Source organism: Mycobacterium sp. IS-1742 (genome assembly GCF_001500125.1).
GTDB lineage: Bacteria > Actinomycetota > Actinomycetes > Mycobacteriales > Mycobacteriaceae > Mycobacterium.
In genome coordinates, this window is sequence record NZ_LQIV01000001.1 from 101,539 (window position 1) to 128,378 (window position 26,840).

Sequence of the window (26,840 nt, forward strand, 5' to 3'; positions counted from 1 at the left end):
ACGCGGGCGTGTCGCAGGCCCGCGCGCCGGTCGCCTAGAGTTGGAACATGCCTGCAAAGTCTGATCCAGCCGATATCGGCGACGTCGAGCCGCTGGCCGACAGCACCGCACGCCAAGCCCGCAAAGTCGTCGCCGCATACGCCGTCGACGCCGACGAATGTCGCGTCTTCTTGTCCATGCTCGGCATCGGACCGTCGAAGCTCGAGGCGTAGGTGGCTTCGGAGGGCGACCCAGGCGTCGGCTCCGGAGACTCCGACTTCGTCGTGGTGGCCAACCGGCTGCCGATCGACATGGAACGGCTGCCCGACGGCAGCACGTCCTTCAAGCGGAGTCCCGGCGGTCTGGTCACCGCGCTCGAACCGCTGCTGCGCAAACGCCACGGCGCGTGGATCGGCTGGGCCGGCATCCCGGACAGCCCGGAGGACCCGATCGAGGACGACGGTCTGCAGCTCTACCCCGTCTCCCTGTCGGCCGACGACGTCGCCGACTACTACGAGGGCTTCTCCAACGCCACCCTGTGGCCGCTCTACCACGATCTGATCGTCAAGCCGATCTATCACCGCAAGTGGTGGGACCGCTACGTCGAGGTCAACCGCCGCTTCGCCGAGGCGACCGCCCGCGCCGCGGCCGAGGGCGCCACGGTGTGGGTGCAGGACTACCAGCTTCAGTTGGTGCCGAAGATGCTGCGGATGCTGCGGCCCGACCTGACGATCGGCTTCTTCCTGCACATCCCGTTCCCGCCGGTCGAGCTGTTCATGCAGATGCCGTGGCGCACGGAGATCATCGAGGGCCTGCTCGGCGCCGACCTCGTCGGCTTCCACCTGCCCGGCGGCGCCCAGAACTTCCTCTACCTGGCCCGTCGCCTGACCGGCGCCAACACCTCCCGCGCCACGGTGGGCGTGCGGTCGCGATTCGGCGAGGTGCAGGTCGGGTTCCGCACGGTCAAGGTCGGCGCATTCCCCATTTCGATCGACTCCGACGAACTCGACGGCAAGGCCCGCAACCGCGCCGTCCGCCAGCGCGCCCGTGAGATCCGCAACGAGCTGGGCAACCCGCGCAAGATCCTGCTCGGGGTGGACAGGCTCGACTACACCAAGGGCATCAACGTGCGCCTCGAGGCGCTCTCGGAACTGCTCGAGGACGGCCGCGTCGACAGACACGACACCGTGCTGGTGCAGTTGGCCACCCCCAGCCGGGAACGCGTCCAGAGCTACATCGAGATGCGGGAGGACATCGAACGCCAGGTCGGCCACATCAACGGCGAGTTCGGCGACGTCGGCCACCCGATCGTGCACTATCTGCACCGGCCGATTCCCCGCGACGAGTTGATCGCGTTCTTCGTGGCCGCCGACGTCATGCTGGTCACCCCGCTGCGCGACGGGATGAACCTGGTCGCCAAGGAGTACGTGGCCTGCCGCAGCGATCTGGGGGGCGCGCTGGTGCTCAGCGAATTCACCGGTGCCGCAGCCGAACTCCGTCAGGCGTACCTGGCCAACCCGCACCACCTCGAAGGCGTCAAGGATGCGATCGAGGCGGCGCTGAACCAGGACCCCGAAGAGGGCCGCCGACGGATGCGCGCGCTGCGCAGGCAGGTCCTCGCCCACGACGTCGACCGGTGGGCCAGGGCGTTCCTCGACGCGCTCGCCGACACCCGCGCAGGCGCCAAACCGGTCCGAGACTAGATCGGCGTGATGTAGTCGATCATCCACCTGCCGTCGACCTTGGCATAGTCGACCCGCAGCCGGCTGCCGTCGTAGATCGGCTTGCCGTTCTTCTCGGTGACCGTACGGTTCAGGTACACCATGACCTGTGCCGAATCCCGTTGCGCGTCAAGCACACCGACGCCGACGACTTTGGCCTGGCTGACCACCTGACGTTCGCGCGCCTGCGGGATGATGTCCTTGGTGGCGCGGTCGCGGAACTCCTGGCGGAACTCCGGCGCCAACATGGTGTACGCCTCGGTCAGGCTGCGCTCGACGGTCTGGTAGTCGTATCCGAACACCTTCGGGATCTGCTCGGCGGCCAGCGGGGCCAGTTCGGCGCGAGCCTCCTGAGCACCGCGCGTCTCGACACGTTCCCAGAACAGCAGGCCGCCCACCGCGGCCAGCGCCACGAAGACCACCGCGCACAGCACGCTCACCACACCCGCCAGCCGGGTCGGCCACTTCCCCATCAGTTACCACCGTCGGGATATTTGAGGTCGTACCCGGTCATGTGGCCGTTGTCGTCCTCGTGGACGATCACCCGCAACCGGTACGGCTGCGACGGCTGGTTGTTGCCGTCGATGTCGGTGATGGTCACGCGCACGGCGACCAGCACCGACGCGTTGTCGGCGATGGGGTCGAGCTTCTCCAGCGCGGCCCCGTTGATGACGGCCTCGGAACTGGCCTCGGTCTCCCGGAACAGCGCCTTGAGGTTGTCGACGTTCTCCCCCTGGCTGAGCATGTCGCGCAGCGGACCACTGGTCCCGTCGACGAACCGGTTCACGCTCTCGTCGACGGTGTCCTGGGTGTAGCTGAACATGTTGACGACAGTCTGCGACGCCGTGTCGACGAACCGTTGCTCGCGAGCCTGCGTCGCATCGGCGTCGCGCTGCTGCGCCGACCACACCCCGACCAGCGTGGTCACCGCGGCCAACGCCAGTGCCAGCACTCCCAGCGCCACCGCGGCGACCAGCTTGCGGTGCGGTTGGCGGCGTGGCGGCGGGGCGGCCGGGAGGGGGCTGCGCACCCGGACGGTCGCCGGTGCCTCCACCCGGAGGCCGACCGGTTCGGTGGCGCTGCCTCTCGCCGGGCCGGCCGCGCGCGACGCACGTCGACGCACCGGCTTCGCGGTCGAAGCCGATTGTTCAGTCATCTCACATCTGCCTTGGAGCCATCATCAGGTCTGCCCAGTTTTCCGCAGGCGCCAGTTTGTCAGCTCCCGGGGCGTACACGCCAACCCCTCCGGCGGGATCGGCGAACACGCCCGTCCTGGAGTCGTACGTGGCCGTCGTCGGACCGCTGGCCATCGGGGCCTCCGCCGGCAACGGACCGGGCAACCGACCCGGCAGCGGGCCGGGACCCGGCGCAGGTTCCGGTGCGGGCACCGGCGGAGCGTCGGCCGGTGGCGGCGGCGCCAGCGACGGCGGAGGAGGCGGTGGCGCGGGCGCCGGTCGGCCGTACGGCGGCACCAACTGGTCCGGCGGCGCGTAGTACGGCAGCGGCGGTGGAACACCCGGGTCGTTCGGCGGCACCGGCAGCGGGAACGGCGCATGTGGCGCCGGCCCCGGGCCCGGCTGCACGCCCGGCGGAAGCTGCACCACCGGCGGCCCCGGATCGGGGTCGACCTGCGGCGGGATGAACGGGAACTTGTTCTGCGGCAGGATCATTCGCGGATCCTGGATCGGTTCGCCGATGGGCACCGGCGGGCCACGCCACGGATTGCTGCCGATCGGCACGAACCCCTCGGGGTCCCGGCACTGCTGAATGGTCGCCGCGCGCTTGCCCGGGAACTCCATGCACGGATAGTTTCGGGCGCCGCGCACGACCGTCGGATCGTTGTGCGGGGCCTTGCAGTACAGGTCCCTGGGCAGGTCCCGCAGCGTCGTGTCGGCCGGCGAGCGGATCGACGTCGGCGGCAGGAACCCGACCGAACAGGTCGGTGGGTCGTTGAGGTGGATCTTGAAGTCCAGCTTGCCGCCTTCATCCGCCGGCACCCCGCCCGCGACGGTGTTCAGCGCGGCCAACAGGGCCGGAAAGATCACCAGCGCCTGCTCGAGCGACTTGTGGTAGATGACCCCGATGCGCCCGAAGTTCGCCAGATTGGCGGCCAGCACCGGAAAGGTGGGCCGGATCCCCTCGAACGTGGTGTTGGCCGCCTCGGTGGTGCCGGGCACCGTCTCCAGGGTCGCGCGCAGCTGCGCGTCGGCCCCGGCCACGTTGCCGGTGACGTCGGCCAGTCCGTCCGCCAGCGACCGGATGTCGTCGCCGCTGCGGATCTGCGCGTCGAGGAACGGACCGGCCTGATCGATCAGCTGAGCGACCTCGTCGTAGTTCGCGTTGGCCTCGTCGACCAGCAGACGCGAGGACTGGATCAACCGAGACAGCTCGGGACCGGAACCGTTGAACGCCTTGAACGCCTCACGCAGCACGTCCTGGATCCGGCTGTCGCCGACGCTGGAGACCAGCCGGTCGGCCTCTTCGAGCAGCCCGGAGATGTCCTGACCGATCGCGGTGCGGTTCAGCCCGATGTCCGCCCCGTCGCGCAGCATCGACTTCGACGCCCTCTCCGGCGGCACCAGGTCGATGTACTGCTCGCCGATCGCCGAGACGCTCTTGACCGTGGCCGTGACGTTCTCGGGCACCGGGGTGCCGCTGTTGAGCCGCATCTGCGCGACGACGCCGTCGTCGGCGAGACCGACCTTCTCGACCCGGCCCACCGTCACGCCGCGATAGGTGACGTTGGCGTTCTCGTAGAGCCCGCCGCCGGCGGTGAACTTCGCCTCCACGTTGTAGGCGCCGATGCCCACCGCCGCGGGCACGTGCAGATAGAACAGCGAGATCGCGCCGACGGTCAGGACCGTGACGACGGCGAAGATCGACAGTTGCAGTTTGCTCAGCCGCGTCAGCATCAGGGCGCCGCCTCGTGTTGGGTGGCCGTGCCGGGCGGGATCTTGAACGGATCGGCCGCCTGACCCGACAGGTTGGCCATCGCGCCGGTGAGGAAGTCCGGCGGGTTGACGACTTCACTCATCCGCTTCATGTTCGGGTCCAGCCCGAGCGAGGTGTTGAACACCGATTCCCCGAGGCGCCGCAGCGTCAGGTCGAAGGTCACGAACACGTTGAGGTAGTCGCCGCGAACCGCGTTGCGCAGGTACGTGTAGTGGAACGGGAACGTCGGCAGGAACTCGAGCGCCTTGATGAAGTCCTCGGCGTCGTCGTTGAGCGCCTTGATGACCGGGTAGAGGTCCTTGAAGTCTGCGGCGAAGTCGTCCTTGGTCTGTGACAGGATCCGCGACCCCACGAGGGCGAACCTGCGCAGGGCGGCGAAGGCGTCGACGATGTTGGCGCGGTTGTTGTTGAGCACCTCCAGCGCGGCCGGCAGCGTGTCGAGCGTGCGGCCCAGGCTGTCCCTGCTGCGGGCCAGGATCCCGGCGAACCGGTTGAGCCCCTCGGCCGCGGCGATGATGTCTGCGGTCTGGCGGTCCAGCGACGTCGTCAGCTCGGCCAGACGCGGGACCAGGTCGGTGAACTTGTCCTGTCGACCTGCCACCGCGGCGTAGGCCTCGTCGGTGATGTCCTGCAGCGAACCGAGGTTGCCCTTGTTGACCACGACGCCGAGTGACGACAGCACCTCTTCGGTCGTCGGGTAACGGCCGGTGCGGTCGAGCGGGATCTGGGATCCCTCCTTGAGCTTGCCGATCTCCGGCTCGCCCTCCGGCGCCGACAACTCGATGTGCTGTGACCCCAGCAGCGAGGTCTGGGCCACCTTAGCGGTCGCGTTCTCCGGCAGGTTCACGTTCCCGTCGAGTGCGAGCTCGACGGCGGCATAGAACGTGCCGTCGGAACGCTGCACCGCATCGATGCCGGACACGCTCCCCACAGTGACGTCGTCGACCATCACCGGCGAGTTCTGCGGCAGCGTCGCCACATCCGGCAACTGGACGGTGATCTTGTAGGAGCCGGCGCCGTGGCCCGCCGTGCCGGGCATGTTCAGCGAGTTGAGGCCGCCGAACTGACAGCCGGCCAGCAGCAGCGCCCCGCTGCCGAGCACGATCGACCGGTAACCCACCCGGGACACGTTGCGTCGCAAAGTCATCGGTGACCTTCCTCGGCCGGGAGCGGCGCCAGCGGCACGCCGTTAAGCGAGTTGCCCGGCGGTGGTGGCGCCGCGGGGGCGGCGGGGGCCGGCGGCAGGAACAGCGCGTTGAGATCCTCTTGCGCTTTCGCGGGGTCCGGCGGGGTCACGCCGGGTGCGTTCTGCCACTGCAGGTACGGCACGGGAGTCTCGGCCTTCGCCTCGGTCGCCGGGGTGTCGTAGAGGATCTGGCCCTTGTAGGCCGTGATGCTGTTGATCGGATGGGCCAGCAGCGGCGGGAAGTTCATCGTGATCCGCTTGAACACCGGGCCCATGCGCTGGCGGCAGATTTCCCTGCGCTTGTAGTTGTCGGTGGTGACGGCAGCGTCGAACGTTCCACCGCAGATGAACTGCACGGGGTTGGCGAAGTTCGGCAGGGTCAGCAGACCGCCGACAGTGCCCTGGGCCGGGTTGTAGATGTTGTAGAAGTTGGCCAGACCGTTCGGGGTCACGTGGAGGATCTGCTCGATGTCCTCGCTGTGGTCGGTGAGGATCTGGGTGAAGTCGGCCAACCGGCTGATCTGGCCGATGAGCGCATCGTTGTTCTCGTCGAGCAGGTCGCGCACGTCCAGGAGCGCCTGGTTGAGCGTGCCCAGCGTGCCCTCGAGGTCGGCGGTGCTCTCGGCCAGTACCTGCGACACCGAGGCCACATGGTTGGAGAACTGCACGATCTGCTCGTTGCTGTTCGACAGTGCGTTCACCAGCACCTGCAGGTTGCGCACGGTGCCGAACAGGTCGGTGCGGGAGTCGCCGAGCCGGCCCGCGGTCTGCGACAGTTCGCGCAACGCCTGCCGGAACGAGTCGCCGTTGCCGTCGAAGGTGTCGGCGGCCTGGTTGACGAACGCACTCAGCGGTCCCTGCATCGAGCCTTGCTGCGGGCCGAGTTGGGAGCTCAACGCGGTCAGCTGTTCCTTGACCTCGTCCCACTCGACCGGGACAGCGGTGCGGTCCAGACCGATGGCGGCGCCGTCCTCCATGACCGGACCGCCGGTGTAGGCGGGGGTGAGCTGGATGAAGCGGGCGGCGACCAGGTTCGGCGCGATCATCAACGCCTTGGCGTCGGCCGGGACCTGCACACCGTGGTCGAGCGTCATCGTCACCTTGACGTCTTCGGCCCTCGGGTCGATCGTGTCGATCTTCCCGACCGGGACGCCGACGATGCGCACCTCGTCACCCGGGTACAGGCCGACCGCCGAGGTGAAGTAGGCGGTGATCTTGTTGCCCGTGCGCGACGGCCACACCAGGTAGATGCCGACGGCCAGCGTCACCACGAGCAGCGCCGCCAGGCCCACCCGCATCCAACGGCCGTGCGACTTCACTGACTCCCCTTTTGTCATGGCGACTTCGGCCTGATGATCATGCGCTCGGAGATATAGCCGCGCAGGTAGTCGGAGAGGCTGTCCGGCAGTTTGCCGGGCTGGAAGTAGGTGTCCAGCAGCACCTCGGCCAGCGGCGCGGGTGGCAGACCGTACAGGTTGACCTGGAAACCGGGGCCCGAACCGACGACCTCGCCGAGTGTGGTGGCGTACGGCGGCAGCCTGCGCAGCGCCTCCTTGATGTGCTCACGGCGCTCCAGCAGGTTGTCCATCACCAGGTTGAGTTTCTCGAGCGCGGGCCCAAATTCGCGGCGGTTGTCGTTGACGAAGCCCGAGAGCTGTTCGGCGACATCGTCGATCCCGGCGATCAGATTGCTCAGCGCTTGGCGCCGCTCGTCGAGCGCGGCGAACAGCAGGTTGCCGTCGACGATCAGCTGGTTGACCTGACCGGCGCGCTGCGCCAGCGTGTCTGAGACCCGCTTCGCATGGCCGAGGAGCTGTTCGAGCGCCTCGTCGCGGGCGTTGATGCTGCGCGACAGGTTCGTGATGCCGTCCAGCGCGCCCCGCAGTTGCGGGGTGGCCTCGCGCAGCGAGTCGGTCAGTGTGGCCAGCGCCTGCTCGAAGCGCGGCTTGTCCAACTCGCCCACGTTGTTGCCGAGATCCTGCAGCGCGGTGTTCAGCGTGTACGGGGTGGTGGTGCGCCCCAGCGGAATCACCGTCGAGGACCCGGCGCCCTGCGGGGTGACGGCCAGGGACTTCTCGCCGAGCACCGTGTCGGTCTTGATCGCGACCATCGATTGGTCTCCGACGCGGACCTTGCGGTCGACGGTGAAGTTCACCTTGGCGACGTCGCCGGCGAGTTCTACGCCGTCGACCTTGCCGACCGTGATGCCCGAGACGTTCACGTCGTTGCCCGGGATGATGCCGCCGGCGTCGGTGAAGTAGGCCTCGTAGGACTTGCCCTGAGGGAAGAACGGCAGACCGGTGTAGCCGAATGACACCAACACCAGGCAGGTCACCAGGACGATGCCGAAGATGCCGGTCCGGAGCGGATTGGCGCTGTCGGGTCTAGCCATTCTCGGAGCACCTCCCCTTGGACGGATCCGGCGGTCCACCGAACGGGATCAGGATGTCGCTGCCGGCCGGACCGTTGACCTTGATCCGGACCGAGCAGTAGAAGATGTTGAAGAACGACCCGTAGGCGCCGAGGGCGTTGAGTCGCAGGTAGTTCTCGGCGAGCGGTTCGATCACCTTGTTGACGTCGGCCTTGCGTTCGTCGAGTCGCTGGGCCAGCGGCCGGGCGTTCTCGATGACGCCCTGCAGGGGGCGGCGCGACGCCTTCAGCATCTCGGTCAGGTCGTTCTCCGCGGCAGCCAGCGGTTCGATGGCGCCCGCGATCGGGTCCCGGCCCTGCGCGAGGCCGGTGATCAGCTGCTGCAACCGGTCGACGCTGGCGTCGAACTGCGCACCCTTCTCGTCGACGGTGCCCAGCACGGTGTTGAGGTTCGTGATCACGTCACCGATGAGCTGATCGCGGGCGGCCAGGTTCTGGCTGAACGAGCCCGTGGTGGCCAACAGGTTCGCCAGCGCGCCGCCCTGCCCCTGCAGCAGTTCGATCACCGCGCTGCTGAGCTCGTTGACCTTCGCGCCGTCGAGACCCTTGAGCACCGGGCGCAGCCCGCCCAGCAACGCGTCGAGATCGAGCGCCGGTTGGGTGTTCTGCTTCGGGATCGTCGACCCGGGCGGCAGCTTGCGCAGTTCGCCCGGCCCGCTGATGATCTCGAGATAGCGGTCGCCGACCAGGTTCTCGTAACGGACGACGGCCCTGGTCGAGGTGTAGAGCTGATACTTGTTGTGGACGTCGAACGCGACATCGACGGTGTTGTCGTCGTTGAGTTTGATGTCCGTCACCGTGCCCACCGGAACGCCCGCGATCCGCACGTCCTGACCGGCCTTCAACCGCGAGGCCTCGGTGAAGTTCGCGTGATACGAGTTGCCCGAGGCGAACCGGAATTCGCCGAACACGACCACCAGCATCGCGGCCACGAGCAGCATCGCCACCGTGAAGATGCCGACGTTGAGCAGGTTTCCTTCGCGCTTCATCAGTGCTCTCGCTTCTTCGCGCAAGCGCTCATCAGTACTCGTCCTTTTCCGCGAACGCGCCGTTGAACAGGAACTGCGCCGTCGACGGAGCGTCGAACTGCACCTCGGTGTTCGGCTGGTACGGCACATAGGCGTTGTCGGTGACCACGAACGGGGTGTGGTACCACGAGCCGCCATATTGTTTACTCGGCAGATCAGGTAGCCCCCGGCAGTTCGGACCGCCGGTGGCGTTGACGATGGGAAGGCTCTCGGGAAACGTGTACGCAGGCGACCCGGGCAGGAAGTTCGACGACACGAACAGGCCCGGCCGGATACCGCCGATGATCGGTGCGAACCTCTCGATCGCTCGGGCGGTGCCTTTCAGCATGCAGCCATATTCCGGCGAGTACTCGCCGGCCACCTTGAGCGGCGCCCGCAACCGCTGGATCGCGGCGATGTAGTTGTCGGCGGCCGGTTCCAACGTGGCCGTGCCGTTGTTCGCCAGACCCGTGGCGGCCAGCAGCGTCGTGTTCAGGTTGTGTTGCTGATCGACGATCGTGTTGCTGATGGTCGGGGCGTTGTCGAGGATTCGCGCGATGCCCGGTCCTGCGTCGCCGTAGATGTTGGCCACCACACCGGCCTTGCGCAGATCCTCCTGCAGCGTGGGCAGTTTCGGGTTGAGCTGACCCACGTAGTAGTTGAGGCCCTCCAGCAGCGCGCCCATGTCGTCGCCGTTGCCGCGCAAACCCTCCCCCAGAGCGCTGAGCGTGGCGTTGAGGTTGATCGGGTCGATCTTGCCGAGCACGTCGGTCAGGGTCTGGAACAACGTGTTGACCTCGAGCTGGACGTTGGAGGCCTGCACCTCGGCCCCGGGTCGCAACGACGTCTGCTGCGCGTTCTCCGGCGGGATGAACTCGACCGACTTGGCGCCGAACACCGTTGTGCCCGCGATGCGCACGGGCGCGTTGGCGGGGATGTACTTCATCTCGTCGCTACGGATGGCCAGGGTCAACTTCGCCCGGTCTCCTGCGTACTCGATCTCCTTGACCTCGCCGATCTGGATGCCGCGGTATTTCACCTTCGCCTCGGTCTCCATGACCAGGCCGGCGCGCGGTGAGACCACGGTGACGGTGTCGGTCGAGGTGAATGCCGCGGTGTACGACAGATAGGTGAACACCGCGGCGGCGGCGACGATCGCAGCCATGATCGCGGCGGCGATGCGTACGTGACTGCGCTTCGCGTCGATGTCTGCCACCCCCTAGCCCGACAGATTGAAGTTGCCGGAGGCGCCGTAGACGGCGAGCGAGATGAACAAGGTGATGGTGACGACCACGATCAGCGACGTCCGCACCGCCTGGCCGACGGCGATGCCGACACCGACCGGTCCGCCGGAGGCGTTGTAGCCGTAGTAGGTGTGCACGAGCATCACCGCGATCGACATGACGATGGCCTGCAGGAACGACCACAGCAGATCGCTGGGCACCAGGAACGTGTTGAAGTAGTGGTCGTAGAGGCCGGCGGACTGCCCGTTGATGTATACGGTCGTGAACCGGGCGGCGAAGAACGCCGCGAGCACCGACAGCGAGTACAGCGGCACGATCGCGATCAACCCGGCCATCAGACGCGTCGAGACCAGGTAGGACACCGAATGCACGGCCATCGTCTCGACGGCGTCGATCTCCTCGGCGACCCGCATGGCGCCCAGTTGCGCGGTCGTGCCTGCACCGATGGTCGCCGCCAACGCAATGCCGGCGATGACCGGCGCGACGATGCGGACGTTGAGGAACGCCGACAGGAAGCCGGTCAGCGCCTCGATGCCGATGTTGCCCAGCGACGAGTAACCCTGCACGGCGATCACACCGCCGGAGGCCAGCGTCAGGAACGCCGCGACGCCGACCGTGCCGCCGATCATCACCAGCGCGCCCGCGCCCATCGTCATCTCGGCGATGAGCCGGATGGTCTCCTTGCGGTACCGGGTGACCGCGTTGGGGATGTAGCGGATGGTCTCGCCGTAGAACAGCGCCTGCTCACCCATGGTGTCCACCGCACCGGGCACCCAGCCAAAGGCGCGGCGTAGTCGAACCGTGGCGTCGAAACTCATGATGTCGTTCTCTTCGCGTGAAGGCCCATAATTGCTACCGCACCAGCACCCGGACGCCGACGGCGGTCATGATCACGTTGATGACGAACAGGCAGATGAAGGCGTAGACCACGGTCTCGTTGACCGCGATGCCGACGCCCTTGGGGCCGCCCTGCACGGTCAGCCCGCGATAGCAGCCGACCAGGCCGGCGACGACGCCGAACAACAGGGCTTTGATCTCGGCCAGCACCAGCTCACCGAGGCCGGTGAGCACCGTCAGACCGTTGATGAAGGCGCCGGGGTTCACCCCCTGCAGGAAGACCGAGAACACGTAGCCGCCCGCCAGGCCGATCGCACACACCAGCCCGTTGAGCAGCAGGGCGACGAACGTCGAGGCCAGCACGCGCGGCACCACGAGGCGCTGGATCGGGTCGATGCCCAGGACGCGCATCGCGTCGATCTCTTCGCGGATGGTGCGGGCCCCGAGGTCCGCGCAGATGGCGGTCGCACCCGCGCCCGCCACCACCAGCACGGTGACCACGGGCCCGAGCTGGGTAATGGTGCCGAAAGCGGTGCCCGCACCCGACAGGTCCGCAGCGCCGATCTCGCGCAGCAGGATGTTGAGCGTGAACGCCACGAGCACGGTGAACGGGATGGCGACCAGGAGGGTCGGGATGAGCGAGACCCGCGCGATCATCCAGGTCTGGTCGAGGAACTCCCGAAACTGGAACGGCCTGCGGAACGTCTTCACGAACGTGTCGATCGACATCTCGACGAATCCGCCGACCGCCCGGGCCGGCGCCGCGAGCTGTTCCTTCAACCTCGGCTCCGTTCTCGGGCGGGGTGCTGCGAACTCCGGTCGCGGCGAAGATTCGGTGAAATCTCGCCGGGACGGCCTTCCCACCCCTGGTTCAGACGATGCGCTCAGTGAGCCGGATCATACTAACTAGAACACGTTCGCAGTGTCAAAGAACGACAAAATCCGTCGTCACGCCCCTATTTGCGCAGGTCAACGCAGGTGTGATCCAGGTCATTCTGTAACGTGTTCTACCTCGATCAGAGGCATGACAACCGAGACTGTCAGTCTCGCGACTCCATCAGCGCGGTTGCCGAGAATCCACGCTCGGGGTCGCGATCAGCAAAGTAACCCCGCAACGTTTCGCTCAGGTCGTCCAAGTCCCACGCGTCGGATTCCGCCGCGAAGTGGGCCTCCGCGACGGGTGCCGCCACCAACGTCACCTTCGGACCGTAGACGATGAACAGTTGCCCGTTGACCGCTTCCGATGCAGGCGACGCGAGAAACCGCACCAACGTGACGACATGGTCGGTCGACAGCGGGTCGACCCCATCGGTCGAGGGGTCGGGCGCTTCCCCGAAAACCCCGGCGGTCATCGCGGTCCTGGCCCGGGGAGCGATCGCGTTCGCCCGCACCCCGAACCGGTCGAGCGCCCGGGCCGCGGACAGCGTCAGCGCGGTGATGCCCGCCTTGGCCGCCCCGTAGTTGGGCTGACCGACCGGACCCGACAGACCCGCCTCCGACGAGGTGTTGACGATGCGACCGTAGACCTTCCCGTCACCCGCCTTGGCCTTGGCGCGCCAGTACGTGGCCGCGTTGCGGGTCAGCAGGAAGTGCCCGCGCAGATGGACCGCGATCACCGCGTCCCATTCCTCGTCGGACATGTTGAACAGGATCCGGTCGCGGGTGATGCCCGCGTTGTTGACGACGATGTTCAACCCGCCGAGTCCGTCGGCGGTCTCGACGAGTTCGTCGGCGGTCGAGCGCTGGCTGATGTCACCGGCGACGGCGACGCCCTTGGACCCGGCGGCGGCGATCTCGTCGAGGACGTCGGAGGCGTCGAGCGCGGCGGACATGTCGTTGACCACCACGGTGGCGCCTGCGGCGGCCAGCCCGATCGCCTCGGCGCGTCCCAGGCCGGCTGCGGCGCCCGTCACCACGGCGACGCGGCCGGACAGATCGGTCAGGTCGTTACGGGGAGTCGTCACTTTTATGAATACCTCTAGTCTCTGCGGTTCAAGGCGGCGCGCGGGCACTCGGCGATCGACTGCTCGGCCACGTCTTCCATGTCGGCGGGCACCGGGTCGTGCTTGACGACGGCGTAATCGTCGTCGTCCAGATCGAACAAGTCAGGCGCAATTCCCACGCAGACCGCGTTGCCCTCACACCGGTCCCGGTCGACTTCCACTCGCATGACAACCTCCTCGCGACAGCCGTTCGGGCGGCCCGCCCGAACTTGGGGGCCAGAATACGACCCGCCGGGACGGCGTGTGCACAACACCGGTCTGGACCCCAAGACTAGAACGTGTTACAACCTGGTGGAGTGGGCGGCCCGGCGGGTCGCCCGAGACGCGGCACAGTGAGGACGGCGCGAATGCGGATCGGCTACACCCCCGAGCAGGAGGAGTTGCGCCGCGAACTGCGGTCGTACTTCACCAAACTCATGACGCCCGAGCGCGCCGAGGCGCTCGCGAGCAACGACGGTGAGATGGGACGCGGCAACGTCTACCGCGAGACCGTCGCACAGATGGGCAAGGACGGGTGGTTGACGCTGTCGTGGCCCAAGGAGTTCGGCGGTCAGGCCCGCCCGCCGATGGACGGCCTGATCTTCAACGACGAGGCCGCGATCGCAAACGTCCCGGTGCCGTTCCTGACGATCAACAGCGTCGCGCCGACGATCATGGCGTTCGGCACCGAAGAGCAGAAGAAGTTCTTCCTCCCCAAGATCGCCTCGGGCGATCTGCACTTCTCCATCGGCTACTCCGAACCCGGTGCGGGCACCGACCTGGCGTCGTTGCGCACCACCGCGGTACGCGACGGCGACGAGTACGTCATCAACGGCCAGAAGATGTGGACGTCGCTGATCGCCTACGCCGACTACGTCTGGCTGGCGGTGCGGACCAACCCCGAGGCCAAGAAGCACCGCGGCATCTCGATGCTCATCGTGCCCACCACGGCCGAGGGCTTCTCCTGGACGCCGGTGCACACGATGTCCGGTGTGGACACCAGCGCCACCTACTACCAGGACGTGCGGGTACCCGTCTCGAATCTGGTCGGCGAGGAGAACGCGGGCTGGAAGCTGGTCACCAACCAGCTGAACCATGAGCGCGTCGCGTTGGTGTCGGCGCAGCCGATCTTCGTCGCGCTCGACGGCGTCCGGGAATGGGCGCAGAACACCAAGGACGCCCACGGCAGGCGGTTGATCGACTCCGAGTGGGTGCAGCTGAACCTGGCCCGGGTACATGCCAAGGCCGAAGTCCTCAAGCTGATCAACTGGGAGTTGGCGTCCACCGAGGCGGCGCCGTCCCCGGCCGACGCATCGGCGGCCAAGGTGTTCGGCACCGAATTGGCGACCGAGGCCTACCGCCTGCTGATGGAGGTGCTGGGCACCGCGGCCACGCTGCGTCCCAACTCCCCCGGCGCGCTGCTGCGCGGACGCGTCGAGCGCATGCACCGGTCCTGCCTGATCCTGACGTTCGGCGGCGGCACCAACGAGATCCAGCGCGACATCATCGGCATGGTCGCGCTCGGCCTGCCCCGGGTCAACCGGTAAGGAGCATCATGGATTTTTCATCGACAGAGGCCGCGAACGACCTCGGCGGCCTGGTCCGCACCATCACCGAGTCGGTGTGCACACCCGAACACCAGCGCGAACTCGACACGCTCGAGCATCGCTTCGACCGTGACCTGTGGCGCAAGCTGATCGACGCCGACGTGCTGTCCACGACGGCGCCGGAGGCGTTGGGCGGCGGCGGGTTCGGAGTGCTCGAGGAGGTCGCGGTGCTCGTGGCTCTGGGTCGCCAATTGTCCGCGGTCCCGTATCTGGAATCGGTGGTGCTCGCCGCGGGCGCCATATCGACCTTCGGATCCGAACAGCTGCAGCAGGATTGGGCGGCGCCGGCCGTCGCCGGTGAGAAGGTGCTGACCGTCGCGCTCGAGGGCGAGATGGGGCAGGGCCCGGTCCAGGCGCAGAGCGACGGCGCGGGCCACCGGTTGACGGGTTCGCGCACGCTCGTGCCGTTCGGCCCGGTCGCCGATGCGTTCCTGGTGCCCGCCGAGGGCGACGGCGGCGTGCAGGTGTTCCTGGTCGCCGCGGGCGATCCCGGTGTCTCGGTGGACGTGCTGGACACGACGGGTCACGGCAGTATCGGTCACCTGGAGCTGTCCGGTGTCGAACTCGGCGCCGACCGGGTGGTCGGCGATGCGGAGGCGCTGGCGTGGTTGACCGTCCGGCACGGCCTCGGCCGCGCGGCATACCAGCTCGGGGTGCTGGACCGGGCGCTGGAACTGACGGCGGTGTACGCCCGTGAACGCGAGCAGTTCGAGCGGCCCATCGGCAGCTTCCAGGCGGTCTCGCAGCGCCTGGCCGACGGGTACATCGACATCAAGGGTCTTCGGCTGACGCTGACCCAGGCGGCCTGGCGTGTCTCGGAGGGGCTGCCCGCCGACATCGACGTGGCGAGTGCGGCGTTCTGGGCGGCCGAGGCCGGCCACCGGGTCGCGCACACGGCGGTCCATGTGCACGGCGGTGTGGGCATCGACACCGACCACCCCATCCATCGGTACTTCCTGTCTGCCAAGCAGACCGAGTTCGCGGTCGGCGGCGCGACGGGACAGTTGCTGCGCATCGGGCGCGAACTGGCCGACACCCCGGTGTGACCGTGGGCCCTGCCCCCACCGTCTCGAACCTCCTGGCGCCGTTGCTCGACGTCGACGACCGCGGGGTGTACGCCGACGGGGATTTCGTCAGTTGGCGCGAGCACATCCGGTCGGCGGCGGCGGTGGCGTCGGCGCTGCGGGCGCGGTTGGACCCGGACAAACCACCGCATGTGGGTGTGCTGCTGGGCAACACCCCGTTCTTCTCCAGCGTGCTGGTCGCGGCCGCGCTCTGCGGTCTGGTGCCCGTCGGGTTGAACCCGACACGCCGCGGTGCGGCGTTGGCCGGTGACATCGAGCGGGCCGACTGTCAGGTGGTGCTCGCCGACGGCGGCGCCCCGGTGCCCGACGGCGTGGAGTTCATCGACGTCGAGTCGGCGCAGTGGCGCAACGAGTTGGACGCCCACCGCGATGCCCCGGTGCGGTTCGGGACCCCGGATCCCGACGACCTGTTCATGTTGATCTTCACCTCCGGCACCAGCGGCGAACCGAAGGCCGTACGGGTGACGCACGAGAAGGTGGCATTCCCGGGTCGGATGCTCGCCGACCGGTTCGGTCTCGGCCCGTCGGACGTCTGCTATCTGTCGATGCCGCTGTTCCACTCGAACGCGGTGATGGCCGGATGGGCGGTGGGGGTGGCCGCCGGCGGTTCGCTCGCGCTGCGCCGGAAGTTCTCGGCGTCGCAGTTCATTCCGGATGTCCGCCGCTACGGCGCCACCTACGCGAACTACGTCGGCAAGCCGCTGTCGTACATCCTCGCGACACCGCCGCGCTCCGACGACGCGGACAATCCGCTGAAGATCCTGTACGGCAACGAGGGTGCACCTCGCGACCTCGACCGGTTCGCGCGACGGTTCGGCGTGGTCGTCGTCGACGGTTTCGGCTCGACCGAGGGCGGGGTGGCGATCGCCCGGACGCCCGACACTCCCGAGGGGTCCCTCGGTCCGCTGACCGACGACGTGGCGATCGTCGATGTCGACACCGGTGAACCGTGCCCGCCCGGCAAGGTCGGGGAGTTGGTCAATCCCAACGGGCGCGGCCAGTTCCGGGGTTACTACAACGACGACGCGGCCGAGGCCGAGCGGATGGCCGGCGGCATGTACCACAGCGGGGACCTGGCGTACCGCGACGAGAACGGGTTCATCTACTTCGCGGGCCGCCTCGGGGACTGGATGCGAGTCGACGGGGAGAACCTGGGAACCGCGCCTATCGAGCGAGTCCTCCTGCGCCACAACGACGTCGTCGAGGTGGCCGTCTATCCGGTTCCGGACCCCGCGGTGGGCGACCGGGTGATGGCGGCCCTCGTGTTGCGGCCGGGCGCAGAGTTCGCGGTCGAGAAGTTCCAGGCCTTCCTCGCCGAACAGTCGGACCTGGGGCCGAAACAGTGGCCGTCGTTCGTCCGGGTCAGTTCGAGCCTGCCGCGCACCGAGACGTTCAAGGTGCTCAAGCGGCACCTGTCCGCAGAGGGCACCGACTGCGCGGATCCGGTCTACCCGATCACCCGCTGACCCGCGCCCTCGTGGACGAACGGTCCGCGCCACAGGTGCGGCCGGAAACGGCGCACCGCCCGTTCGACCTGCTGGGCCGCTGCGCCGTACGGCGAGACGGTGAAGCGGTAACACCCCGCGGACAGACCCGGGGCCGGCGGCGCGAGGTCCTGCCAGTCGTGCTCGAGCCTCGGATGTCGCGAAGCGTGGGCCGCATCCGTCAGGTAGATCTCCAGCCCCGTGAGCCGTCGCGTCGACGCCCGGCGGAACGTGCCGATGCGGGCGCCAAAACCCATCGCCGCGATCTCGTGCCACGCGATGGTGTCGGTCCGGGCGCCGTCGAACGGGTGGACACCGTCTTCGTCGACCTCGATGCCCATGCCGCGCAGCGTCTTCGGGATACGCAGGCAGACCCACAGGAACGGGATCGCCAGCAGCGCGCTCGCGACGCCGAACGAGATCCGCTCACCGCGGTCGTCACCGGCACGGAACGCCTCGACCAGTGGAACCACCCAGAGCAGCGCGGTGAAGACCACCATCGACAACGCGAGTCCGGGCGTCCACCTCGTCAACACGATGCGGTCCCCGGACGTCACTGCGCCACGGTAGCGCCCCGTCCGGAGCAGGCGGAAGCGGTCAGCCCTCGCGGATGCCGTCCAGCCGCTTCGACGCCTCGTCGAAACCCGACACGAGTTCGGCGATGATGTCGGCGACCGGGCGGATCTCGTTCATCCGGCCGACGATCTGACCGACCGGCATCGACACCGTGTCCGGGTTGTCCGACTCGTTCATCCGCTGATGCGCCTCGCTGACGAGGATGTTCTGCAGCGGCATCGGCAACGGTTCCGGCGCCTCGGGGGCGTCCCACGCCTCGGTCCACTTGGTCTTCAACAGCCGTGCCGGTTTACCGGTGTAGATCCTGCGGCGCACGGTGTCGCTGGACGTCGCCCGCAGCATCGCCTCCTGGATCGTCGACACCCCGCTCGGTTTGCGGTGTCCGAGATCGTATTCCGCCGACGTCAGGAACGCCGAACCCATCCACACCCCGGACGCGCCGAGCGCCAGCGCCGCCGCCACCTGCCGCCCCGTGCCGATGCCGCCGGCCGCCAGCACGGGCGCCTGCCCGTTCAACGCGTCGACGATCTCCGGCCACAGCACCATCGAACCGATCTCACCGGTGTGCCCACCGGCCTCGTGGCCCTGGGCGACGACGATGTCGACGCCGTTGTCGACATGTCGCTGAGCGTGTTTGGCGCTACCGGCCAGCGCCGCGACGGGCACCCCGGCTTCGTGCACCTGGTCGATGACGTCCTTCGGCGGGGAGCCCAGCGCGTTGGCGATCAGCTTGATCGGGTGTTTGAGCGCCACCTCGACGTGTGAGCGCGCCACCGAATGCAGCCAGCCCAGCACTCCTTCGTTGCGGGCCTCGTCCTCCGGCAGCGGCGGCACCCCGAGGTCGGCGAGTGTCTTGTCGACGAACTCCCGATGCGTCTGCGGGATCAGTTTGTTGATGTCGACGGCGGTGCCCTCGGTGGGGATCTTGGCGGGCATGACGACGTCGACGCCGTAGGGCTTGCCGAGAGTGTTCTCGTCCATCCACTGCAGGACGTTCTCGAGGTCGTCGGAGTCGTTGAACCGGACGCATCCCAGCACACCCATCCCGCCGGCGCGGGTGACGGCGGCGGCGACCTTCTCCGACGGTGTGAACACGAAAATCGGATATTCGATGCCGAAGCGGTCGCACAGTTCGGTACGCATGGTTACTTGGCTCCAACGTGATTGGCGTGCGTCTCGTCCGCGGGACGCGACTCGGTCTGTTCCTTGGCCCAGCGGTAGTCGGGCTTCCCGGCCGGGGTGCGCTGGATCTCGTCGGCCCACCAGATCTTGCGGGGCACCTTGTAGCCGGCGATCTCGTTGCGGATGAAGCTGTCGAGTTCGGCCAGCGACGGGGTGGCGCCTTCGCGCCGTGCGATCACGGCCGCGACGCACTGTCCGTACCGTTCGTCGGGCACGCCGACCACGAGGGCGTCGAACACGTCGGGGTGGCCCTTGAGCGCGCCCTCGACCTCTTCGGGGTAGATCTTCTCGCCGCCGCTGTTGATCGACTGCGATCCGCGGCCGAGCATCGTCACGCTGCCGTCCTCCTCGACGGTCGCGTAGTCACCCGGAATCGCGTAGCGCACACCGTTGATCGTGCGGAACGTCTCGGCGGTCTTCTTCTCGTCCTTGTAGTAGCCGAGGGGGATGTGACCGGACTTGGCGATCATCCCGCGCACCCCGCTGCCGGGTTGGACGAAGTTGCCGTCGTCGTCGATCACCTTGACGTTCTTGTCGATCGTGACGCGCGGGCCGCCGGTGTGAGTCTGCCCCTTGGCCACCACGCTCGAGCCACCGAAGCCGGTCTCCGAGGAGCCGATCGAATCGGTGATGATCCGGTTGGGCAGCAGTTCGAGCAGCTGATCCTTCAGCGCCGGCGAGAACAGGGCCGCGGTGCTGGCGAGCAGGAACAGATTCGACAGATCGAACTCCTCGCCGCTGTCGCGGTGCCGAACCAGCGCATCGAGCAGGGGGCGGGCCATCGCGTCGCCGGTGAAGAACAACAGGTTGACCTTGTGCTCCGCACAGGTGCGCCACACCTCTTCGGGATCGAACTCCGGCACCAGCACGACGGTCTGGCCGGCGAACAACGCCATCCAGGTGGCCGACTGCGTCGCCCCGTGGATCATCGGCGGAATCGGGTAGCGGACCATCGGGGCGTTCTCGGCAGCCTGCTTGGCCAGGCCGTACTCGTCGGCGATCGGCTCGCCGGTGGCGAAGTCGGTGCCGCCGAACAGCACCCGGTAGATGTCCTCGTGGCGCCACATCACGCCCTTGGGGAAACCGGTGGTGCCGCCGGTGTAGAGCAGGTAGATGTCGTCCTCGCTGCGCGGGCCGAAGTCGCGTTCGGGCGAACCCTGCTCCAGCGCGGCGTAGAACTCGACACCGCCGCAGCCGGAGAAGTCCTCGCTGCTGCCGTCCTCGATGACGAGCACGGTCTCGAGGCCCGGGATCTCGGGTTTCACGTTCGCGACCCGGGGGCTGTACTGGCGCTCGTGGATGAGCGCGACCATGTCGGAGTTCTCGAACAGGTACCGCAGTTCGCCCTCGACGTAGCGGAAGTTGACGTTGACCGCGATGGCGCCGGCCTTGACGATGCCGACCATGCCGATCACGATCTCGATGCGGTTGCGGCAGTACAGGCCGACCTTGTCGTCCTTCTTCACACCCCGATCGATCAGGTAGTGCGCCAGGCGGTTGGCCCTCTCCTCGAGTTGGCCGTAGGTCAGCGTTTCGTCGCCGCTGATCAGGGCGACACGGTCAGGCACGGCGTCGATGGCGTGCTCGGCAAGATCGGCGATGTTCAGGGCCACGGACCCAAACTAGAACGTGTTACATTTCCTGACAAGTCTGTGGCATCGACGCTGGAAGGCGGACACTTGTGACGGAGCCAGAGAAGGGTCCCGACGCCCTCATCGAGCAGCGCGGACACACGCTGATCCTGACGCTCAACCGGCCCGAGGCGCGCAACGCGCTCTCGACCGAGATGCTCTCGATCATGGTCGAGGCGTGGGACCGCGTCGACAACGATCCGGAGATCCGCTCGTGCATCCTCACCGGGGCCGGCGGCTACTTCTGCGCCGGGATGGACCTCAAGGCCGCGACGGCCAAACCGCCGGGCGATTCGTTCAAGGACGGCAGCTACGACCCCTCGCGCATCGACGGTCTGCTCAAGGGCCGCCGGCTCACCAAGCCGCTGATCGCCGCCGTCGAGGGTCCCGCGATCGCGGGCGGCACCGAAATCCTGCAGGGGACCGACATCCGCGTGGCCGGTGAGAGCGCGAAATTCGGCATCTCCGAGGCGAAGTGGAGCCTGTACCCGATGGGTGGGTCGGCGGTCCGCCTCGTGCGTCAGATTCCGTACACCATCGCGTGTGACCTGCTGCTGACCGGACGCCACATCACCGCGGCCGAGGCGCTCGAGTACGGGCTGATCGGCCACGTGGTCCCGGATGGCACCGCACTGGACAAAGCGCTCGAGATCGCCGAGGTGATCAACAACAACGGCCCGCTGGCGGTGCAGGCGATCCTGCGGTCGATCCACGAGACCGAGGGCATGCACGAGAACGACGCGTTCAAGATCGACACGAAGATCGGCATCGAGGTCTTCCTCTCCGAGGACGCGAAGGAGGGCCCGCGGGCCTTCAAGGAGAAGCGGCCGCCGAACTTCCAGATGAAGTAGCGCCCTTCGCGCCGAGTGTGAACCCTCTGCGAAATTCCGCTGAGGTTTTCGCAACCAGTTCACACTCGCGAGCCTGTCGGTCTCCGAAGGCAGACTCCCCGCATGGGCGATGAGCCGTTCATCGGAAGCGAGGCGGTCGCGGCGGGACGGCTGAGCCCGTACGCCTTGCGCAGTCGGTTCGCCGTGGTCTACCCCGGTGTCTATGTGCCGCGCGGCACCGATCTGACGGCGAGGGCGCGCGCGACGGCCGCCTGGCTGTGGTCGCGACGCCGCGGCGTGCTCGGCGGCGGCTCTGCTGCCGCCCTTCACGGCGCCAGATGGGTGGACGCGCATCGACCCGCGGAGATCATCCACGACAACCGTCATCCACCGTCAGGCATCCACACATGGTGGGACCGCCTGCCGGACGACGAGATCGAAGTGGTCAACGGCGTCCCGGTGACGACGCCGGCCCGAACCGCCCTGGACATCGCCTGCCGGAATCCCGAGGGGCAGGCCGTTGCGGCGATCGACGCGCTCGCCCGAGCGACACACCTGAAGATCGCGGACGTCGAACTCCTGGCCGAGCGGTACCGGGGCCGTCGCGGAATCCACCGGGCCCGACGCACCCTCGGCCTCGTCGACCCGGGCGCCGAATCACCACGCGAGACCTGGCTGCGGCTCCTCGTGATCCGCAACGGGTTCCCTCCCCCGCAGACGCAGATCCCCGTGTACGACGAATACGGTCAGCTCGTCGCCGTCGTGGACATGGGCTGGGAACACATGAAGGTCGCGCTCGACTACGAAGGCGCCCACCACCGCGACCCGGACCGCTTCAACAGGGACATCCACAGGCACGACGACGTCACCGAACTCGGCTGGATCGACATCCGGGTCACCTCACGCGACACCGAAGGGGGCATCATCGGTCGGCTGCAAGCCGCCTGGGCCCGCCGAGTGTGAAGCTGTTGCGAAATCTCACCACTTTTTTCGCAGTGAGCGCACACTCGGCGAGTCAGCCAAGTCAGTCGAGCACCCGCGCGGTCGGCGTGAACACCACCGGCATCGACTCAGGGCCGCTGACGAAGTTGGCCGGCCGCAGCGGGACGGCGGCGTCGTCGGCCAACCGCAGATCGGGCAGGCGCTGCAACACCTTGGTGAGCATCAGTCGCAGCTCCAACCGCGCCAGCTGATTGCCCAGGCAGAAGTGCGTGCCGAACCCGAATGCCATGTGGCTGTTGGGATTTCGGTCGATCCGGAAGCTGTCCGGATCACCGAACACCGACTCGTCGAAGTTGGCCGACTCGAACATCAGCATGATCTTCTCGCCCGACTTCAGCTCCGTGCCGTGGAACTCGGTGTCGGCGGTCAGCGTGCGGCACATGTTTTTCACCGGCGACGTCCAGCGCAGCATCTCCTCGATCGCACCCGGCAGCAGGTCGACGTCCGCCACGAGGCGCTCCCACTGGTCGCGATGCCGCAGGATCTGCTCGGTGCCCCCGGACAGGGTGTGCCGGGTCGTCTCGTCCCCGCCGATCAGGATGAGCAGCGTCTCGAAGACGATCTCGTCGTCGGTCATCCGCGAACCCTCGACCTCCGCGTTGACCAGCACCGAGAACAGGTCGTCGGTCGGCTCGGCCCGCCGCTTGGCGATCACGTCCATGGTGAACGCCGTGTAGGCGGCGAACGTGTCCATCAACTTCTGGATCACCGTCTCGTCGACGTGGGAGCTCAGGCCGCAGACCAGGTCGTCGGACCACGTCAGCAGCATCTCGCGCTCCTGCGGCAGCACCCCCAGCATGTCGCCGATCACCGCCATCGGCAGCGGTGCGGCGATGTCGCGGACGAAGTCGCATTCGCCCCGTTCGCACACCGCGTCGATCAGCGTGTCGCACAGCCGCTCGATCGAGGGCACCTTGTCCATCACCCTCTTACGGGTGAACCCGGAGTTGACGAGCTTGCGGCGCAACAGGTGTGCCGGGTCGTCCATGTCGATCATGTACGGCATCCCCGGCTGGTCGGGCCGGATGCCGCCGGTCGACGAGAACAACTCCGGGTTGCGCTCCGCGTCGAGGACGGCCTGGTACGTCGTGGCCGCCGCGAGGCCGTTGCGGTCGCGGAACACCGGCTGATTGGCCCGCATCCACCGGTAGGCCTCCCGCGCGGCCGGCCCGTCGGCGTAGAACGTGCCGTCGGTCAGGTCGACGTCCGGTTTGGTGCTCAACGTCTGCGTCATCGAATCTCCTGTGCGTCACCGAATGTCATCTCGACATTGGCAGACGCCTGGCTCGCGAAGGCCCGTTTCGGCAAACCGAGTGCGGCGAGTTCGCGCGCGTAGGGATGGTCACCCAGCCGCAGCCGTGCGCCGCCCAGCCGCACCGACATCCCGCTGTTGCGCATCTCCCAGGGGATCTCCCGCAGCACACCGTCGGTACAGGTGTACGTCTTGAGGATCTGGGGCCGGGCGGTGAGCGCCGACGGGATCGGCACGCCGCGGCCGAACTCGATGCCGGCCATGAACGTATCCTTCTCACTGACCTCGAAGTCGAATCGCGGCGTCTCCCGCACGGTGAAGTCGGCCATGATCTTCGGGAATCCCCAGATGCGGCGGCCGGCCTCCAGAGTGAAGGACTGGTCGACGGGCAGGTGGTGGATGAACGCCGCGGCGGACGCCAGCGCACCCGGGCCCTTCGCGTTCGAACCGGGCGGGTTGACCATGACCGCGGTGCCGAACTCGTGGTACTTCCCGAGGTCACCGTCGACGTAGCGCACCAGCATGAGCATCGTGACCGCCCGACCGGGCAGGTACTCGCACACCCGCAGACCTGTGTAGTCGATCATGCGCTGGGCGGCGGGTGCGGCGACAGAGAACATCGCGACGTGGGTGTTGGCTTTGCGGATGCGCACCGGCATGGTGAGCACCGTGTCCTGGATCGTGTGCTGCGAGACCGTATCCGTCATCCGGTCAATCTAGAACGTGTTCTAGACAGGTCGCAAGAACTGTCTACACCAGCCCTGCGAGTTCCCTGACCTGTTCGGCCGAGCGCGCACTGACCACCATCATGGTCACACCGGCGGCTTCCCAGAGCTTGATCTGCTCGCGCACGTGGTCGATGTCGCCGACGATCGCGGCGTCGTCGACGAGTTCGTCCGGGATGACCTTGGCCGCATCGTCTTTGCGATTACTGCGGAACAGCTTGGTGACGTCGTCGACCACCTCGGAGTAACCCATCCGCCGGTAGACGTCGGCATGGAAGTTGGTGTCCTCGGCGCCCATCCCGCCCATGTACAGCGCGAGGAACGGCTTCATCATCTCGAAGGTGGCGGGCCGATCGTCGGTGATGACGACCTGAGCGGTCGCGCAGATCTCGAAGTCCTCGCGGCTGCGACGGGCACCCGGGCGGGCGAACCCCTCATCGAGCCATGCGTTGTAGGTGTCGGCCATGCGGGGGGTGTAGAAGATCGGCAGCCATCCGTCGCAGATCTCGGCGGCCAGCGCGACGTTCTTCGGCCCCTCGGCACCGAGCATGATCGGGATGTCGGACCGCAGCGGATGGGTGATCGGCTTGAGCGCCTTGCCCAGCCCGGTGGTCCCCTCCCCGCTCAGCGGCAACGGATAGTGCGGGCCGTCGCTGGTCACCGGCGCCCCACGGGCCCACACCTGGCGCAGGATGTTCACGTACTCACGCGTGCGTGCCAGCGGCTTCGGGAAGCGTTGCCCGTACCAGCCTTCGACGACCTGCGGACCGGACACCCCGAGGCCGAGGATGTGGCGCCCACCCGACAGGTGGTCGAGCGTCAAGGCCGCCATCGCGCACGCGGTGGGCGTCCGCGCCGAGAGCTGGATGACCGAGGTGCCCAGCCGCATGCGCTGCGTCGACGCCCCCAGCCAGGCCAGCGGCGTATACGCGTCCGAACCCCATGCCTCGGCGGTGAAGACGGTGTCGAACCCCGCCTCCTCGGCCGCCGCGACGAGTTCAGCGTGGTTGGTCGGCGGCTGTGCGCCCCAATATCCGAGCTGGAGTCCGAGCTTCATCGCGTTGCCTTCCCTAGCCTGCCTAGACGGTCCCTTGAAACCATAGTTAGAACCTGTTCTACTTTGTGCTGTGACCGCCAGCCAAAGCAGCCCGGCGCTGATCGAGACGCATGAACCGCCCCTCTCGGCGCCTTTGAAGTTGTCCTTCGACTACACCCGTTCGGTCGGGCCACTGCTCGGCCAGTTCTTCACCGCACTGCGCGAGAAGCGCATCGTCGGCGTGCGGGGCTCCGACGGACGCGTACACGTGCCGCCTGCCGAATACGACCCGGTGACCTACGAACGGTTGACGGAGATCGTACCGGTGGCCGGTGTCGGCACCGTCGTGTCGTGGACGTGGCAGCCCGAACCGCTCGAGGGCCAGCCGCTGCAGCATCCGTTCGCGTGGGCGCTGATCAAACTCGACGGCGCCGACACCCCCCTGCTGCACGCGGTCGACGCGGGCGACGCGGACAAGATCAGCGCCGGCACGCGGGTGCACGCGCACTGGGTCGACGAGCCCGTCGGCGCGATGACCGACATCGCGTACTTCGCGCTCGGGGAGGACGCGGAGCCCGAGGGCGAACCGTCGGACAAGGACCCGGTGACGATGCTGGTGGTGCCCAGCGCCATCGAGATCCAGCACACCGCGTCGGCGCCGGAGAGCACCTTCTTGCGGGCCCTGCAGGAAGGCAAGCTGCTGGGCGCCCGCACCGGCAAGGACGGCAAGCTGTATTTCCCGCCGCGCGAAGCGGATCCGGCCACCGGTCGGCCCACCACCGAGTTCGTCGAACTTCCCGACAAGGGCACGGTGACGACGTTCGCGATCATCAACATCCCGTTCGCCGGCCAGCGCATCAAGCCGCCGTACGTGGCGGCCTACGTGCTGCTCGACGGTGCCGACATCCCGTTCCTGCATCTGGTCACCGAGATCGAGGCCGACCAGGTGCGGATGGGCATGCGGGTGGAGGCGGTGTGGAAGCCCCGCGAGGAGTGGGGGCTGGGCATCGACAACATCAGCCATTTCCGGCCGACGGGCGAGCCCGACGCCGAGTACGACACCTACAAGCATCACCTCTAGAGAGGCCCTTC

At 67.6% G+C, this 26,840-nt stretch carries 26 protein-coding genes; 8 read left to right on the plus strand and 18 right to left on the minus strand.

Going from position 1 to position 26,840, the window contains the following annotated elements; translation table 11 throughout:
• Nucleotides 1-47 precede the first annotated feature (47 nt).
• Complete coding sequence (locus AU196_RS25400; RefSeq protein ID WP_011561985.1) at nt 48-212, plus strand: hypothetical protein; 165 nt, start codon at nt 48-50, stop codon at nt 210-212.
• Nucleotides 213-1,682, plus strand: a complete 1,470-nt coding sequence (locus AU196_RS00555) for an alpha,alpha-trehalose-phosphate synthase (UDP-forming) (protein ID WP_059093142.1) — start codon at nt 213-215, stop codon at nt 1,680-1,682. It abuts the gene before it with no gap.
• On the opposite strand, the gene AU196_RS00560 is transcribed toward AU196_RS00555, so the two are convergent.
• From AU196_RS00560 to AU196_RS00615, 12 genes are all read right to left on the minus strand, one after another.
• Complete coding sequence (locus AU196_RS00560) at nt 1,679-2,173, minus strand: Rv1363c family protein (RefSeq protein ID WP_059093143.1); 495 nt, start codon at nt 2,171-2,173, stop codon at nt 1,679-1,681. The two genes, AU196_RS00555 and AU196_RS00560, sit on opposite strands and share 4 nt — an antisense overlap.
• Complete coding sequence (locus tag AU196_RS00565; RefSeq protein ID WP_011561988.1) at nt 2,173-2,856, minus strand: Rv1363c family protein; 684 nt, start codon at nt 2,854-2,856, stop codon at nt 2,173-2,175. The genes AU196_RS00560 and AU196_RS00565 overlap by 1 nt, the downstream gene beginning before the upstream one ends.
• Before the next feature lies 1 nt (nt 2,857).
• Nucleotides 2,858-4,612: an MCE family protein gene (locus tag AU196_RS00570; protein WP_059093144.1), complete on the minus strand. Its 1,755-nt coding sequence runs from the start codon at nt 4,610-4,612 to the stop codon at nt 2,858-2,860.
• A complete protein-coding gene (locus AU196_RS00575; RefSeq protein ID WP_059093145.1) occupies nt 4,612-5,799 on the minus strand; it encodes an MCE family protein in 1,188 nt (395 codons plus the stop codon). The genes AU196_RS00570 and AU196_RS00575 overlap by 1 nt, the downstream gene beginning before the upstream one ends.
• Nucleotides 5,796-7,175, minus strand: a complete 1,380-nt coding sequence (locus AU196_RS00580) for an MCE family protein (protein ID WP_221222924.1) — start codon at nt 7,173-7,175, stop codon at nt 5,796-5,798. Before AU196_RS00580 ends, AU196_RS00575 begins: the two co-directional genes overlap by 4 nt.
• Nucleotides 7,172-8,230 carry an MCE family protein gene (locus AU196_RS00585; RefSeq protein ID WP_011561992.1) on the minus strand — a complete coding sequence of 353 codons (1,059 nt, stop codon included), beginning with the start codon at nt 8,228-8,230 and terminating at the stop codon, nt 7,172-7,174. The genes AU196_RS00580 and AU196_RS00585 overlap by 4 nt, the downstream gene beginning before the upstream one ends.
• Entirely contained in the window at nt 8,223-9,257 is a 1,035-nt protein-coding gene (locus tag AU196_RS00590) for an MCE family protein (protein WP_011561993.1), read from the minus strand. The genes AU196_RS00585 and AU196_RS00590 overlap by 8 nt, the downstream gene beginning before the upstream one ends.
• 31 nt (nt 9,258-9,288) lie before the next feature.
• Entirely contained in the window at nt 9,289-10,491 is a 1,203-nt protein-coding gene (locus AU196_RS00595; protein ID WP_011561994.1) for an MCE family protein, read from the minus strand.
• A 3-nt stretch (nt 10,492-10,494) separates the two neighbouring features.
• Complete coding sequence (locus AU196_RS00600) at nt 10,495-11,337, minus strand: MlaE family ABC transporter permease (RefSeq protein ID WP_011561995.1); 843 nt, start codon at nt 11,335-11,337, stop codon at nt 10,495-10,497.
• A gap of 34 nt (nt 11,338-11,371) precedes the next feature.
• Nucleotides 11,372-12,136, minus strand: coding sequence for an MlaE family ABC transporter permease (locus AU196_RS00605; protein ID WP_011561996.1), 765 nt, complete (start codon nt 12,134-12,136; stop codon nt 11,372-11,374).
• Between the two features lie 260 nt (nt 12,137-12,396).
• Nucleotides 12,397-13,320, minus strand: a complete 924-nt coding sequence (locus AU196_RS00610; RefSeq protein ID WP_059093147.1) for a 3-oxoacyl-ACP reductase — start codon at nt 13,318-13,320, stop codon at nt 12,397-12,399.
• A gap of 14 nt (nt 13,321-13,334) precedes the next feature.
• Complete coding sequence (locus tag AU196_RS00615; protein WP_011561998.1) at nt 13,335-13,526, minus strand: ferredoxin; 192 nt, start codon at nt 13,524-13,526, stop codon at nt 13,335-13,337.
• Nucleotides 13,527-13,706: 180 nt separating this feature from the next.
• Here AU196_RS00615 and AU196_RS00620 point away from each other — a divergent pair, with 180 nt between their 5' ends.
• From AU196_RS00620 to fadD17, 3 genes are read left to right on the plus strand one after another with little or no spacing between them, the layout of a single operon-like run.
• Nucleotides 13,707-14,885 (plus strand): acyl-CoA dehydrogenase, encoded by a 1,179-nt coding sequence (locus AU196_RS00620; protein ID WP_059093148.1) that lies wholly within the window; start codon nt 13,707-13,709, stop codon nt 14,883-14,885.
• Nucleotides 14,886-14,893: 8 nt separating this feature from the next.
• A complete protein-coding gene (locus AU196_RS00625; RefSeq protein WP_059093149.1) occupies nt 14,894-15,991 on the plus strand; it encodes an acyl-CoA dehydrogenase family protein in 1,098 nt (365 codons plus the stop codon).
• Between the two features lie 2 nt (nt 15,992-15,993).
• Nucleotides 15,994-17,496, plus strand: coding sequence for a long-chain-fatty-acid--CoA ligase FadD17 (gene fadD17 / locus AU196_RS00630; RefSeq protein ID WP_059093389.1), 1,503 nt, complete (start codon nt 15,994-15,996; stop codon nt 17,494-17,496).
• Here the strand turns inward: fadD17 and AU196_RS00635 are convergent.
• Genes AU196_RS00635 through AU196_RS00645 form a run of 3 tightly spaced genes read right to left on the minus strand, consistent with a single transcriptional unit; the run spans nt 17,478 to nt 20,885 of the window.
• Complete coding sequence (locus tag AU196_RS00635; RefSeq protein WP_231737239.1) at nt 17,478-18,071, minus strand: hypothetical protein; 594 nt, start codon at nt 18,069-18,071, stop codon at nt 17,478-17,480. The two genes, fadD17 and AU196_RS00635, sit on opposite strands and share 19 nt — an antisense overlap.
• A gap of 40 nt (nt 18,072-18,111) precedes the next feature.
• Nucleotides 18,112-19,233, minus strand: coding sequence for an NAD(P)H-dependent flavin oxidoreductase (locus AU196_RS00640; RefSeq protein ID WP_011562003.1), 1,122 nt, complete (start codon nt 19,231-19,233; stop codon nt 18,112-18,114).
• A gap of 2 nt (nt 19,234-19,235) precedes the next feature.
• Entirely contained in the window at nt 19,236-20,885 is a 1,650-nt protein-coding gene (locus AU196_RS00645; RefSeq protein WP_059093150.1) for an acyl-CoA synthetase, read from the minus strand.
• Between the two features lie 68 nt (nt 20,886-20,953).
• On the opposite strand from AU196_RS00645, the gene AU196_RS00650 reads away from it, so the two are divergent.
• Both AU196_RS00650 and AU196_RS00655 read left to right on the plus strand, forming a co-directional pair.
• Complete coding sequence (locus AU196_RS00650; RefSeq protein WP_059093151.1) at nt 20,954-21,754, plus strand: crotonase/enoyl-CoA hydratase family protein; 801 nt, start codon at nt 20,954-20,956, stop codon at nt 21,752-21,754.
• Between the two features lie 102 nt (nt 21,755-21,856).
• Nucleotides 21,857-22,696: a type IV toxin-antitoxin system AbiEi family antitoxin gene (locus AU196_RS00655; RefSeq protein WP_059093152.1), complete on the plus strand. Its 840-nt coding sequence runs from the start codon at nt 21,857-21,859 to the stop codon at nt 22,694-22,696.
• Nucleotides 22,697-22,757: 61 nt separating this feature from the next.
• Here the strand turns inward: AU196_RS00655 and AU196_RS00660 are convergent, their stop codons facing one another.
• From AU196_RS00660 to AU196_RS00670, 3 genes are read right to left on the minus strand one after another with little or no spacing between them, the layout of a single operon-like run.
• Nucleotides 22,758-23,957, minus strand: a complete 1,200-nt coding sequence (locus tag AU196_RS00660; protein ID WP_197415673.1) for a cytochrome P450 — start codon at nt 23,955-23,957, stop codon at nt 22,758-22,760.
• Between the two features lie 8 nt (nt 23,958-23,965).
• Entirely contained in the window at nt 23,966-24,694 is a 729-nt protein-coding gene (locus tag AU196_RS00665) for an acetoacetate decarboxylase family protein (RefSeq protein WP_059093154.1), read from the minus strand.
• Nucleotides 24,695-24,737: 43 nt separating this feature from the next.
• Complete coding sequence (locus AU196_RS00670; protein ID WP_059093155.1) at nt 24,738-25,769, minus strand: LLM class F420-dependent oxidoreductase; 1,032 nt, start codon at nt 25,767-25,769, stop codon at nt 24,738-24,740.
• A gap of 70 nt (nt 25,770-25,839) precedes the next feature.
• Between AU196_RS00670 and AU196_RS00675 the strand changes: the two genes are divergently transcribed.
• Nucleotides 25,840-26,829: a Zn-ribbon domain-containing OB-fold protein gene (locus AU196_RS00675; RefSeq protein ID WP_059093156.1), complete on the plus strand. Its 990-nt coding sequence runs from the start codon at nt 25,840-25,842 to the stop codon at nt 26,827-26,829.
• The last annotated feature ends 11 nt before the right edge of the window (nt 26,830-26,840 follow it).